Origin of the sequence: Flagellimonas olearia (genome assembly GCF_009184425.1) — a bacterium.
Classification (GTDB): Bacteria; Bacteroidota; Bacteroidia; order Flavobacteriales; family Flavobacteriaceae; genus Flagellimonas; species Flagellimonas olearia.
Genome location: NZ_WELG01000001.1, coordinates 991,870 through 1,004,363, shown reverse-complemented (window position 1 = coordinate 1,004,363; position 12,494 = coordinate 991,870). Strand labels below are relative to the sequence as shown.

Annotated in this window: 13 protein-coding genes; 4 read left to right on the top strand and 9 right to left on the bottom strand. The window is 44.4% G+C overall.

Translation table 11 applies throughout. The features are described 5' to 3' along the window. Position 1: 1 nt before the first annotated feature. The 4 genes from moaA to F8C76_RS04230 are packed head-to-tail and all read right to left on the bottom strand — an operon-like array spanning position 2 to position 4,023. On the bottom strand, positions 2-988 hold the full coding sequence (gene moaA / locus F8C76_RS04245) for a GTP 3',8-cyclase MoaA (protein WP_152130594.1): 987 nt from the start codon (positions 986-988) through the stop codon (positions 2-4). A 48-nt stretch (positions 989-1,036) separates the two neighbouring features. Next, complete coding sequence (locus F8C76_RS04240; protein WP_152130593.1) at positions 1,037-1,291, bottom strand: MoaD/ThiS family protein; 255 nt, start codon at positions 1,289-1,291, stop codon at positions 1,037-1,039. Positions 1,292-1,295: 4 nt separating this feature from the next. After that, positions 1,296-3,533, bottom strand: a complete 2,238-nt coding sequence (locus F8C76_RS04235) for a xanthine dehydrogenase family protein molybdopterin-binding subunit (protein WP_152130592.1) — start codon at positions 3,531-3,533, stop codon at positions 1,296-1,298. A gap of 28 nt (positions 3,534-3,561) precedes the next feature. After that, the gene (locus F8C76_RS04230) at positions 3,562-4,023 is read right to left on the bottom strand and encodes a (2Fe-2S)-binding protein (protein WP_152130591.1); all 462 of its coding nucleotides are present in this window, start codon (positions 4,021-4,023) and stop codon (positions 3,562-3,564) included. Positions 4,024-4,198: 175 nt separating this feature from the next. On the opposite strand from F8C76_RS04230, the gene F8C76_RS04225 reads away from it, so the two are divergent. Next, positions 4,199-5,299, top strand: coding sequence for a vWA domain-containing protein (locus F8C76_RS04225; RefSeq protein WP_439108293.1), 1,101 nt, complete (start codon positions 4,199-4,201; stop codon positions 5,297-5,299). A gap of 51 nt (positions 5,300-5,350) precedes the next feature. Further along, a complete protein-coding gene (locus F8C76_RS04220) occupies positions 5,351-6,298 on the top strand; it encodes a 3-keto-disaccharide hydrolase (protein ID WP_152130589.1) in 948 nt (315 codons plus the stop codon). A gap of 56 nt (positions 6,299-6,354) precedes the next feature. Here F8C76_RS04220 and F8C76_RS04215 read toward each other — a convergent pair whose 3' ends face one another. Next, positions 6,355-6,960, bottom strand: coding sequence for a 3-keto-disaccharide hydrolase (locus F8C76_RS04215; protein WP_129652339.1), 606 nt, complete (start codon positions 6,958-6,960; stop codon positions 6,355-6,357). 165 nt (positions 6,961-7,125) lie between these two features. Here F8C76_RS04215 and F8C76_RS18680 point away from each other — a divergent pair, with 165 nt between their 5' ends. Then, on the top strand, positions 7,126-7,293 hold the full coding sequence (locus F8C76_RS18680; protein WP_170283973.1) for a hypothetical protein: 168 nt from the start codon (positions 7,126-7,128) through the stop codon (positions 7,291-7,293). Here the strand turns inward: F8C76_RS18680 and F8C76_RS04210 are convergent. From F8C76_RS04210 to F8C76_RS04195, 4 genes are read right to left on the bottom strand one after another with little or no spacing between them, the layout of a single operon-like run. Then, positions 7,290-8,735: a M14 family zinc carboxypeptidase gene (locus F8C76_RS04210; protein ID WP_152131468.1), complete on the bottom strand. Its 1,446-nt coding sequence runs from the start codon at positions 8,733-8,735 to the stop codon at positions 7,290-7,292. The genes F8C76_RS18680 and F8C76_RS04210 overlap by 4 nt on opposite strands. Positions 8,736-8,739: 4 nt before the next feature. Beyond that, entirely contained in the window at positions 8,740-9,399 is a 660-nt protein-coding gene (locus F8C76_RS04205) for a peptidoglycan recognition protein family protein (protein WP_129652337.1), read from the bottom strand. Continuing rightward, positions 9,396-9,824 carry a 3D domain-containing protein gene (locus F8C76_RS04200; RefSeq protein WP_249042358.1) on the bottom strand — a complete coding sequence of 143 codons (429 nt, stop codon included), beginning with the start codon at positions 9,822-9,824 and terminating at the stop codon, positions 9,396-9,398. Before F8C76_RS04200 ends, F8C76_RS04205 begins: the two co-directional genes overlap by 4 nt. A gap of 42 nt (positions 9,825-9,866) precedes the next feature. Then, positions 9,867-10,739 (bottom strand): pirin family protein, encoded by an 873-nt coding sequence (locus tag F8C76_RS04195; RefSeq protein WP_152130588.1) that lies wholly within the window; start codon positions 10,737-10,739, stop codon positions 9,867-9,869. Positions 10,740-10,790: 51 nt separating this feature from the next. Here F8C76_RS04195 and F8C76_RS04190 point away from each other — a divergent pair, with 51 nt between their 5' ends. Continuing rightward, the gene (locus tag F8C76_RS04190) at positions 10,791-12,125 is read left to right on the top strand and encodes a serine hydrolase domain-containing protein (protein WP_152130587.1); all 1,335 of its coding nucleotides are present in this window, start codon (positions 10,791-10,793) and stop codon (positions 12,123-12,125) included. Positions 12,126-12,494: the final 369 nt, after the last annotated feature.

Sequence of the window (12,494 nt, the reverse complement as noted above, 5' to 3'; positions counted from 1 at the left end):
TCTAACCACCAATTGAGGTCATTGAATTGTCAAAAACAGTATTGGAATGCTCGTTTTGCGCTTCAAATCCTGTTTTGGCCCTCGAACCAATGGTTTTTAAAATGGTTTCTTTTACCTTCTCTTCGGAAGATTCTTCTCGAATCATATCCCTAAGATTGGCTTTCGGTTTTCCGTACAAGCAGGTAATGACATCCCCGGTTGCGGTAATCCGCAAACGGTTGCAACTGCCACAAAATGTTCTACTGAACGATGGGATAATGCCAAAAGTCCCTTTATGGCCATCAATCTTATAATTAATGGAAGTAGACTCTTTGGGTGATTCCAATTTTTGGTAATTGGGAAAAGTACCTGCGATGTGCTCCAATATGGCCTTGTAGTTCCATTTGATGGTATTGAAGTTTTTGCTTCCCCCATTGAATGGCATCTCTTCCAAAAACCGGACAGAGACCTCATGGTGTTTCATGACATCCAGAATAGGGATGATATCCTGTTCGTTCTGTCCTTCCAAAACAATGAAATTGATTCGCACATTAAAACCTTCGGTTATTAATCGGATTAAATTGTCGTGGACGGTATCAAACTGTTTCCTTCGGGTAATGCGCTCAAACGTTTCCCGGTTAATGGAATCCAAGCTTACATTAATGTTGGTAATCCCCAATGCTTTGAGTTCATCGATATGGGGGCCAATCAATGTGGCATTGGTCGTGACCGAAATGTCCTTGAGCCCTTCCAGCTGTGCCAAATGGCGTAACAACACCATTAAATCCTTACGTACAAACGGCTCTCCTCCCGTGATGCGAATTTTATCGATGCCCTGGGAAACCAGAATCTCGCTAACTTTTTTGAGTTCCGGAATGGAGAGTAATCTATCATTTTGGACAAAGTCTATTCCTTCGGAAGGCATGCAATAGTTACAACGCAGGTTGCATCTATCGGTTACCGCCAATCGTAGATAATTGATTTGTCTTCCGTGATTGTCTATCAACATAAATCCAAATAATTGCTTTGTATGGGAAAGATACCCATTTTATGCGGATTATCCCCCACTCACTGGGGGGATAAGCGCAATCTCATCGTAGGAATTGATAGCATCGTCATCATCGGCATAGTTGTGGTTTACGGCCACAGCCAAGGAGGACAATTTGTTAAGTTCTGGGTAGTTGTTTCCCAAAAACTGTTTTAATTCCCTTACGGTTTTGGGTATTTGTTTACCGGTTACACTGGATGTGGGAACGGACAAAGTGGGACTACCCACAATGTCCTTCGTGATTCCAAACAAAAGTATCGTCATATGATCAACCTATAATTTCCTTTTCTGGTACTTTTAAGAGTTCTGGTGTTTTGGTAAATGGTTGTTTATAAAGTCTGTTTCCCGTGGCGGATTTAAAAGCATTGGCCACTGCTCCCGCTGCCGGAGGCAGCGCAGGTTCGCCCAGACCGGTTGGTGAAAGTCCGTTGTCTATAAAATGGGTTTCCACAATTGGTGCCTCTTTTATGCGTAACAATCGATATCGGTCAAAATTGTTGGCGGTGGGTTTTCCGTCCTTGAACGCTAATTCCCCGAATAGGGAATGTCCTATTCCGTCCAATACGCCACCTTCCACCAAATTTTTGGCCCCTATTGGATTCACTACGATACCGCAGTCCACCACACAGGTAATTTTTTTCAGTACTGGCTCGCCATTTTCAATTTCCACATCGGCGACTTCGGCCACGTGGGTGTTGTGGCAATAATAGTTCACAAAACCTTGGTGCACATGCTCTGGTTTATTGCCCCAACCTGATTTCTCGACCGCCACCTTGATGACCTCTTTCATTCGTTCTGGGGAGTATTGGATACGTTCATCCTCATCAGGTTTTACATTATCCAATAAATCCAATCGCAATTGTATCTTGTCCACTTCCATCAACTCGGCCAGCTCATCAAAGAAACTTTGTTCGGCATAGGCCAAAAAGTTGGTATAGGGCGCACGCCATGCTCCTGTGGTAATGTTACTGTCATATTTGGCGGTATCCACTTGGTAATTTTCAATGGCACCTGCGGGGAAGAAATTGGGCACCAATCCGTACATGTTGGAATTTACGGCGGCCTCTTTCAAATGGTAGGCCGTTACCTTTCCATCTTTCACTCCAGCTTTGATACGGTACTTGATGGACATTCGGTAGATTCCATCTTCCATATCCTCTTCTCTGGAAAAGACCAACTTTACCGGTTTTTTGGCCTTATCCGAAATTTCTGCGGCCTCCAAGGCAAAGTTGCCATACAGTCTTCGACCAAAACCACCGCCGATACGGGTCATTTCCAAATGGATGTCGTCTACTTCACGCCCCAAAAGCTGGGATACCATGCCTGCGGTTCGTTCCGGGGTTTGGATGGGCCCTACCAAATGGACTTTTTCATCCGTGATATCGGCGAAAAAGTTCATGGGTTCCATACAGCTGTGCGGCAAGAAAGGGGATTCGTAGGTGCGTTCCAATACTTGGTCCGCCTCTGCCAAGGCTTTTTTCACATTGCCGTCCGATCGTAAGGTTTCAAATTTATTTCCATCCAAAAGATTGGTCAATATCTTGTCATGTTCTTCGGTACTTTCCGCTTTGGTGGCCTGCTCCCACTCTGCCTTGATGGCATTTTTGGCTTTCATGGCCTCCCATGTGGAATTGGCCAAGACGACCACTTTGTCGCTATCACTGATAATTCCGGTTACGCCGGGGTTTTCCTCGGCCATACTGCGAAGCTTCTCCCCAATGGTAAAGATATCCACCACGCCGTGCATGGCCCTTGCTGCGGAATCATCATAGGAAACCAATTTTTGTCCAAAAGCAGGTGGACGAAGCACTGAGGCATATACCATGCCTTCCGCCTTGTAATCCATCCCATAAAGGGATTTTCCGGTGACGATTTTATCTATATCCACATTTGGGGTGTCTTTCCCCATAATCTTGTATTCCGAAGTTTTCTTCAAGGGAACATTCTCGGGAACCTCAAGTTGGGCAGCATCTTGCACCACATCACCGTAGCCCAGTGTTTCACCGGCAGCATTGGTGATGATTCCTTCGCTCACGGTACATTCCGATGGGTCCACACCCCAGCGTGCCGCTGCGGCACTGACCAACATTTGCTTGGCTGCAGCCCCGGTCTGGCGCAGGGCATCCCATCCAAATCGGATGGATTGGCTACCACCGGCCACCTGACGGGTGTAATTATTGGTATCCAGAATACCTTGTTCCACATACACATTGTCCCAAGCCACATCGAGTTCTTCGGCAATGATCATGGGCATTGAGGTCTTTACCCCCTGCCCTACTTCGGGATTGGGGGAAAATATGGTGACCGCACCATTGTCTGCAATTTTGATAAAGGCATTAAAGTCATTGTAGTCCAAAGTAGCCAAGTCTATGGCGGGTTCGGCAATGACCTTAGGTTTGCACGCCTGGAAAAGGTTGAAGCCAATGAGCAGACCACCTCCGGCCAAGGAAGAGTTGCGCAAAAAGGCCCTTCTATTTAAAGTGTTGAATGTATTGTTCGTTGACATGATTCTGTTTTTAGGTGTAAAGCTGGTATCAATCCATATTTTCCGCAGCGATCTGTACCGCTTTGCGAATCCTGGTGTAGGTGGCGCATCGGCAGATATTGCCGTTCATGGCATTCTCAATGTCCTCCTCGGAGGGATTGGGGTTCTTGGCCAAAAAGGCCGAAGCAGTCATGATCTGTCCGGCTTGGCAGTACCCACACTGGGGCACATCCACTTCTTTCCAAGCTTGTTGAACCGGATGGGTGCCATCTTCGGATAGCCCTTCGATGGTGGTAATGGATTTCCCATCAATCTGGGCAAGGGTAAGGGAACAGCTTCTCATGGCGGTGCCATCTACATGAATGGTGCATGCGCCACATTGGCCTATTCCACATCCGTACTTAGTGCCCACTAGATCAAGGTGGTCACGCAGTACCCATAAAACAGGGGTGTCCTCGGCAACATCCACTGTTTGTGATGCGCCGTTGACATTGATTTGATACGTTGGCATAGTTTTTTGATTTGAATGAATATAGTTTGTATGCTGTTGAAGTTACCAAAATTTAAATCGAACCTCCTTTTTTTAACAGCCACATACTTATTTTAACTTTTCTTTAAATCTATTGCGCATTTTGGGAATAATTTTTGGCCCAATTGAACGTTCTGCATGTTGAACCTTAACTTTTATGAAAATGAAAAATGTACTTCGTTATTTTTTCCTAACCTCTTTGGTCCTCGTTTTTTTTGCCTGTGGCAATGCTGATGATGATGTGAACTTCAACATCAATGACGGTGAGTTGGGCCAGGGCAAGGAACCGGATGACTGTCTGGGCTTTAGTGACAATGAGTTGTTACTTTCCATACAGGACCAGTTTACTACCTTGCCGGGAAAAGTCTCTATCTTATTTAAGGTTTCAGACGATATGGGAAATCCTATTTCTGGATTAACCGCCGATCAGTTTACCATTTATGAGCAAGGTAGGAACGATGATTGTTTCAATATCATATCCTCTTCGGAGTCCCAGGCACGCATTTCCCCAAACTCCCAAGTGTTCAACAACAATACTTTACTGGTGTTGGATTTGAGCAATAGTGTATTGGAGGGCAGTTTGGAGGAATTAAAATCCGCCTCCATCAGTTTTATCAATAATGTAATGCCTACGGGTGAAGAGGCAACGGGCTCATTTAAAATGGCCATTTATTGGTTTGATGGGGAAGATGAATTGCATGCCTTGAATCCTTTGTCCTCATCTGCTGAAGAATTGACCGCTGCTGTAAACGGGATCACTGCCGATATCAGTAGTGACCCTTCCACCGATTTGTACGGTGCGGTGATCAAGTCGACCAAAATAGCGGAAGACTTACTCAAGGAAAACAACAATAGTGAAATCATTGGGGCAGCATCCGTAGTTTTGTTTACCGATGGAACCGACCAGGCTTCCCGATATAATGAAGCCGATGCGCTAAAAGCCGTAGAGGATGCCAATAGAAACATTTCCTATTTCTCCATTGGACTTGGTGCAGAGATCGATACAGAGGTGTTGACCAAAATTGGGAAGACGGCCAGTGTGTTTGCTTCCAATAAGGAGGAATTGGAAAACACTTTTAATCAGATATCCCAACGGGTGGCAGAACAGGCCAACAGTTTCTATCTTTTTGAGTATTGTACCCCAAAACGTGATGGTAGTGGCGAAAGCAACTTGGTGATCCAGTTGACCGATGGCAACAGCAAAGGGGCTGTTCAGACCAAATTCAGTGCCAATGGATTTACCGGAGGTTGCGAATAGTGGGACTTTTGAATAATCCCTATCTTGGGCGTCATAATTAATAAACAAACTATGACTTTCAGGAAAAAAACCTTGTACACTTTATGTTGTGCCCTGCTCCTTGGGGCCGTCTTTGTAACCAATGCCCAAAATAAGATTCCATTGGAAGGTCGATGGGATTTGGAAATGGAGTTTGAGGGAAAGACTGTTCCATCTTGGTTGGAAATCAAACATTCCGGGCACGCAACGCTTATAGGTCGTTTTGTCTTTGCTTTTGGCAGTGCTAGACCAGTTGCCGAAGTAAAGACCTTTGGAGACAACCAGTTTTCTTTCAGTATTCCCCGTCAATGGGAACCCGAAGGAACCGATATGGTTTTCCATGGCGCCTTGGTGGACGGTAAACTAAAGGGTACCATGATCTATACCGATGGGTCCGTGAACCATTGGACAGGCGTTAGGGCTCCCAAACTGGCCTATACCGAAAATCCAAAATGGGGCAAACCCATTGAAGTGTTCAATGGAAAAGACCTTGCAGGATGGCATACGGACCGTGACCCAAACCAGTGGGTGGTCAAAGATGGTATTCTCACCAGCCCTGAGTCTGGAGCCAATTTAATTACCGATGAAAAATTCCAGGATTTTAAACTACACGTGGAGTTCCGTTATCCCGAAGGAAGTAACAGTGGTATTTACCTTCGGGGCAGGTACGAGTTGCAAATTGAGGACGATAAAGGATTGGAGCCTTTGGACATCTATATTGGTGGTGTCTATGGTTTCTTGGAACCTACGGAAAATGCAGCCAAATCTGCTGGGGAATGGCAAACCTATGATATTACGTTGATAGGGCGAAGGGTTTCTGTGGTCCTTAATGGGAAACCTGTGATTACCGATGCCACGATTCCTGGGATTACCGGTGGAGCGTTGGATAGCAAGGAAGGAGAACCTGGACCATTTATGATTCAGGGAGACCATGGCCCCATTGAGTACAGAAGCTTTGTGGTCACTCCTTTAAAGAAATAATACGAGTATTGATTGAACATAAAAAAAGCCGGAATTTAATTCCGGCTTTTTTGTGCTTATGATTTTAAGGGTACAATCTTAATGTTGCGCCAGTTTACTTTAATGCCGCCCCCATCATGAATCTGAAGTGCAATGGAACCTTTTCCTTCACCAATCTTTTCATCGGTTAGTGTAACCATTTCAACTCCATTGAGCCATGAGGTGATTTTTGATCCCTCTGCACGGATCTTCATGGTATTCCACTCCCCCATTTTAAGGTTCTTGTCTTTTTCCGGGTCGGGTTTGATCAACCAGCCACGACCATAGGATTCGTAGATTCCTCCGGTATCCTTACCTGGAGGCGCCACCTCTACCTGCCAGCCACTAACTTTGGTGCCATCAACGGTAGAACGGATAAAAACACCACTATTGCCATTGGCTTCTTGTTTGAATTCCAAGGTCAACTCAAAATCATCATAAAAATCATCGGTGGACAAATACCCATACCCGGCTTTTGGTCCACTTTCACAGATAAGCAGGCCGTCTTCCACATACCATTTTTCATCTCCATGAACAGTCCAGCCGTCCAGATTTTCTCCATTGAACAATTCGATTGCGTTTTGTTGGGCACAGCCCACTAACGAGATACATGCCAACAAAAGGCCAAAAAAAGTTAGTTTCATAATGTAATGATGGTTTCTAGATTTTAAGATTCCGAAAAGATACTGAAACTTTGATGGATTCAACAAGGCCCATGGTAGGGTTTTTCTAACAATGGTTGTTTATTATGTAGAGACCACAACTAAATTACATCCTAAAAACTAACGTCTAACTCAAAAAATTACAAAATGGATGTAGTAAAAGAAATCATTCAGAACAGTGCCATTGGGCCATTACCTATGGGATACAAAAGATTGGTACTTTCCCTTTTTGTATCCATTGTATGTACCTTGTTTTTTATGTTGACCCTATTGCTGATCAATGGGGCCACGGCCAATTTTCAATACGGCTATTAGCGATAAATCAAGGAGTTTCCAAAGTTTTGCGTCTCAATGGGTTTGGATAAATCCAATAGAAATCCGTTGATCACGGCATGGGTAATTTTGTCTCCTTTTTTCAAAAAGAAAGTGGGATTTACGCCGGGCTGTAGGTGAAACGCTCCCAATTTGAAATCCTCTCCGACCAGATGGGAAGGGCCATCAACCCAGGCCTTTTCCTCGGGAAGTGGAGCTTTTATGTAGGCTACCCCATCTTTTAGAAGCTCCAATGGATTTGTCATATTCTCCATAGTTGACAATCTTGGTGGAACAATGGTGTAGCCTGTAGCGTCAAATGTTTCATATCCATAAAAAGTGGACAGGTCTCCTTGGTCCCCCACTGAACTGCGGTAGTAAAAATCATTGTGGCCTGTGAGGTCCACTTCGTTACGATAGATTCCCAAGTCTAGAATATACTCATTGCCCAAAAGGTTGTAGGTGGCATTGGCAATTTTTAAGTCAAACAGCTTACGATCGTTATGGGGTATTTTCTCGTAATCCTCAGCGGGAATGCTTTTGAAGGTGCCTTTGGCAATGGTATGCAGTGCAGAGAGTATGGACACATAGTTGAGCTTTCTTATTTCCTGCTTTTCCACATCATTGGCATAACCCCCGGATTCTATTAAAATAAGGCTTGTCCCCCATTTGGCGATATTGTCCCCAAAAGCACGGGGCTCAAAATCGTCACTGTAACGCCCTACCTGGCCCGGGGCATACTTCTGGATAATTTTGTTCATATACACAATCACCTTCATGGCATTGGCTCGGATTTCATTGATATCCTTTTCATAATTATAGGCCGTTGCCAAATAAGAAATGGTAGCCGGTTTGTCCGTCAACTCTGCATTATAATAGGTACTTTGATCATGTAGATTGAAACCAAAATCGGCATTTAAGCTATCACGTATGCGTTTTAAGGCTCTTCCTTCCGGGGATTGTAAGCGAAGTGCATCCCTGTTGATATCTATTCCCAAGGTGTTCCTGCGTTGGAAAACTTCCGCTCCATCAGGATTGAGCATGGGTAAAAAATGAAGGGTCAACTGCGATAGGATGTCTTGTTTCTCGGTCTTGAAATCTTGGGAATCCAGAAAATGAAGGATGTCAAAAATAGCCTGGGTGGCCGTTGGCTCATTGCCGTGCATCTGTGACCATAGAAAAACATTGATTTTTCCTGTTCCGATGCTGATTAAATTCAAATTTCTACCCTCAATGGATTCTCCCACTTTTTGGACCTTAAATTTAGGATTTGCATCAAATTGCTGGATCAAGGGCTGTATGTCCACATGCTTTACCCGTCTTTTGTCCAAAGAAGGCTCCTTGTACTTCTCATAGGTTTCATACAGTTGTGAGGTGAGGGCATCCTGTCCATAAAAAGACAATGTGGTTAACACCAATACAAGGGGCAAGAGTTTTTTTAGCATCATCTTATTTTGTGGGTACAGGCTTAAAGTTATATTTTTTAGTGGCTTTTCGAACTTTTTCCATAAAGTCCATTCCAGGATCTGTTTTTGTGGTACGGTAACCATCGTCAACCTCCAACCAAAGAGGATGACCCTCGAACTGGGTATATTCCTGATGCCCTATAACGTACTCAATATCGTATTTTGATGCCAAATATTCCACCAAGTAAATGTTGGACTTAAGCTGCGCTTTGGTCAATGGTAAATCTTTGCCCCCACCCACATTTTCAACTCCAATGGCACAGTGGTTCAACCCGATGGTGTGTCTTGCCATCGTAGTTTCGGGCATCAACCGGTAAATGGTACCGTCCCTATCCACCAAAAAGTGGGAAGAAACGTTCAACCCGCTCACGTTTTCCAATGCGGGACGCCAGTTGGGAAGGGTCGGATTGTTGAAGGCCCTGAATGATCCTTCCAAGGTAGGAATGACCGTCCAGTGCAACACGACCATTTTTGGAACAATATTGGGGGTGTCCTGTTCCAGCTCATAACGCTGGGCCAAGTATTCCTTGGTAAGTTCTATACGCTGTTCATTGAAAAGGATAGGGATATCCACAATTTGTCTTTTTACGGAACAAGACCAGGTTGCGATTGCCAATAAACAGAGGAGCAGTATTTTTTTCATTGAAGGGTATTTTGCGTAAAAATAGTGTCCAAAGGGAGAGCATAACAAATTTGCAGCCTCTTTTTTCCCCATTCCCGCGCTTTTTTTACATCCTTTCCCATGTAGATGTCAATCCGGTTTTTCCACTTCCAGTGCATTTTGTCCTTTACATAAAAGGTATCTGGGAAGGTGTCTATTTTTACCATCGTATTGTGTGTAAGCCCCATTTTAATGAGGTCGCGTGAGACGGCGATGCATTTCATTCCGGGTTTTAACGTATCGCCCCATGCCGCTACGGAAGGGGAAATACTGTCCGTTTGCCAGAAGACCGAATTATAGGCAGAGGCGGTTACCTCGTGCCCTAACCATTCAAATTGGGGAGGTTTCGCTTCGGGCTTTTTGGAGCAAGCCATGGCAAGAATAAATATGAAGAGTAGTTTTCGCAATAGGCCAAATGTTCGATTTCTAAAGATACATATTCCTTGGAATCAGCTAGGAAGTGGTACATAAGTATCATCATCCGTCATCATGGGAAAGGTTTTGTTTCTCCACGCTTCCTTGGCTTGTTCTATGGTTTCCTTGCTTGACGAGACAAAGTTCCAAAAAATATGACGCTCTTCCGGGAAGGGTTCTCCCCCGAACAATAAAAGGTGTGTATTTGGGCTCAGCTTGATGTTACAGGTGTCCTCTACCTTTGACACCAATATGTTTCCTTTTTCAACCACTTCACCACAGGCTTCTATACCACCTTCCACAATGCAGATACCGATTTCCCCTTTTAGTTTCCCATTCACATGGAGTGCATAGGGTTCAGCATTTTTTATTTCTATCATAAATAATGGCGAATGCACCGGAACCGGTGACACTTTTCCGTAACCCTCTCCTGCCACCAAGGTGAATTCTGCACTTTCGTCCTTCCATTTGGGGAGGTCTTTCCCTTCAATATGATGAAACTGGGGTTCCATGTTTTCCAATTCTTTGGGCAAGGCCACCCATATTTGATAGCCATGTGCCGTGAACACATTTCCCTGGCGCATATCCTCGGGGGTACGTTCCGTGTGGCTCACCCCCTTCCCTGCCGTCATCCAGTTTACCGAACCTGGGCTAATACGCTGATGGGTTCCCATTCCATCCCTATGGATAATTTCCCCTTCTAACATAAACGTCAGTGTGGATAGGCCAATATGTGGATGTTGGTCCACATCCATATATTTTTGTGGCCCCAGTTGCGTAGGTCCCATATGGTCTATGAAAATAAAAGGGCCTATCATTCGCTTCTTTCGGAACGGGATAAGTCTTCCCACCAAAAAATCGCCTATATCCCTGCTGCGTTCTTCAATGATCAATCCTATGTTGGACATGTGGTAAATGTTTATATTTAGAAACAGAAAGTTACAAATACATCCAACACCATGAAACTACTTAAACGTGTTTTGCTGCTCCTGGTCATTATTGTGGGAGTGGTCATCTATTTGAATTATCCCAAATTGAACATTATCTCAGGGTACGCGGCAAAAAATATGGCCTCTGGGGTCTTTGTGGCAGAGCGTTCGGCCGCATCCATGAATCAATACGATAATAATGTACCCTTGATCGAGTTGGCCGAAACCCATGTGGATGAAGTGGCAGAATCGGCGTCCTCTACGGTTTATGGGTTGATGGAACGCACAGCGGTATATCGGGATGGATTGGGAACTGTACTGATCAATGATAGTTATGATGCTGAAAAACTCACCATTCGCCCCCATCGAAACAAAATTGTGGATACCATTCCATACCCTTACGGACAGGCAGAACCTTTGGATTCCATTTTTGAGGAAGTGGATTTGGGACAACTCAGTAAAGCGGTGGCCATGGCCTTTGGTAATCCTGAAGTTCAAAAGACACGAACCCTTTTGGTGCTTTACAAAGGGCATTTACTCACCGAAAAATATATAGAGGGCTTCACCAAGGATACTCCCATCTTGGGGTGGTCCATGACCAAAAGTGTACTGGCCACCTGTTTTGGGGTTTTGGAACATCAAGGCAAGTTGGAAATGGATTGGCCCGCTCCTATTGCAGAATGGAAAGCCGATGAACGAAAGGACATTACCCTGGACCATTTGCTTCGTATGCAAAGCGGTTTGGCATGGGATGAGGATTATAGTGGAATTTCCGACGTTACCCAAATGTTGTTTTTGGATAGCGATATGACGCAAAAGCAAAGAGAGAAAAAGGCCATTGCCCCACCTACCGAGATTTGGAACTATTCTTCGGGAACCACCAACCTACTTTCCGGTATACTCAGACAACAGTTCAGGAGTCATCAGGAATATTTGGACTTTCCTTATTCCAGTTTAATTGATAAGATTGGGATGTATTCCATGATATTGGAGGCCGATATTGACGGAAATTATGTGGGATCTTCTTATGCCTGGGCCAGCACGCGAGACTGGGCCCGCTTTGGCCAGTTGTATCTGGACAGGGGTAAATGGAATGGGGAACAAATCTTTTCTCCGGAGTGGGTAGATTATATTACCACCCCAACCATACATTCCGATGGCACCTATGGAGCCCACTTTTGGCTGAATGCCGAAGGTAAATACCCCGATGTGCCCAAAGACCTGTTCTCCTGTAATGGCTACCAAGGCCAATATGTATTTGTGATACCGTCCAAGGACTTGGTCGTTGTACGGACCGGTTTGGCCGAGGAACCGGAATTTGACGTGAACGGGGTGTTGTCAAACATCGTAAAAGCGGTACCGTAAATCGATGTGGTATACTAAAAAGCTTGGCAAACCACAGTATAAGGGCACTTCACAACAATAATTTCATTTACGGGAACATGGGTGGTACATTTACCATGTAATTAATTCAGAAAGTAATTTTTTCATTTTCATATAGTGTTCTCGTAAAAGAGTCTTGACCCAAGTGGCAAGGCTCTTTTTGGTTTATAAAGGTTTTGGAATCCAGTCTCAATGCTTAATAACCTCAAAATGTCGAGAAAACCACAGTATAAGTGCACTTCACAACAATAATTTCATTTACGGGAACACGGGTGGTACATTTACCATGTAATTAATTCAGAAAGTAATTTTTTCATTTTCATATAGTGTTCTCGTAAAAGAGTCTTGACC

Bases quoted from the DNA above. Each gene is read 5' to 3' on its own strand.
- F8C76_RS04205 (WP_129652337.1), bottom strand. From the start codon at position 9,399: ATGAAAAAAATACTGCTCCTCTGTTTATTGGCAATCGCAACCTGGTCT.
- F8C76_RS04235 (WP_152130592.1), bottom strand. From the start codon at position 3,533: ATGTCAACGAACAATACATTCAACACTTTAAATAGAAGGGCCTTTTTG.
- F8C76_RS04230 (WP_152130591.1), bottom strand. From the start codon at position 4,023: ATGCCAACGTATCAAATCAATGTCAACGGCGCATCACAAACAGTGGAT.
- moaA (WP_152130594.1), bottom strand. From the start codon at position 988: ATGTTGATAGACAATCACGGAAGACAAATCAATTATCTACGATTGGCG.
- F8C76_RS04195 (WP_152130588.1), bottom strand. From the start codon at position 10,739: ATGTCCAACATAGGATTGATCATTGAAGAACGCAGCAGGGATATAGGC.
- F8C76_RS04215 (WP_129652339.1), bottom strand. From the start codon at position 6,960: ATGAAACTAACTTTTTTTGGCCTTTTGTTGGCATGTATCTCGTTAGTG.
- F8C76_RS04210 (WP_152131468.1), bottom strand. From the start codon at position 8,735: ATGCTAAAAAAACTCTTGCCCCTTGTATTGGTGTTAACCACATTGTCT.
- F8C76_RS04240 (WP_152130593.1), bottom strand. From the start codon at position 1,291: ATGACGATACTTTTGTTTGGAATCACGAAGGACATTGTGGGTAGTCCC.
- F8C76_RS04190 (WP_152130587.1), top strand. From the start codon at position 10,791: ATGAAACTACTTAAACGTGTTTTGCTGCTCCTGGTCATTATTGTGGGA.
- F8C76_RS04225 (WP_439108293.1), top strand. From the start codon at position 4,199: ATGAAAATGAAAAATGTACTTCGTTATTTTTTCCTAACCTCTTTGGTC.
- F8C76_RS04220 (WP_152130589.1), top strand. From the start codon at position 5,351: ATGACTTTCAGGAAAAAAACCTTGTACACTTTATGTTGTGCCCTGCTC.
- F8C76_RS18680 (WP_170283973.1), top strand. From the start codon at position 7,126: ATGGATGTAGTAAAAGAAATCATTCAGAACAGTGCCATTGGGCCATTA.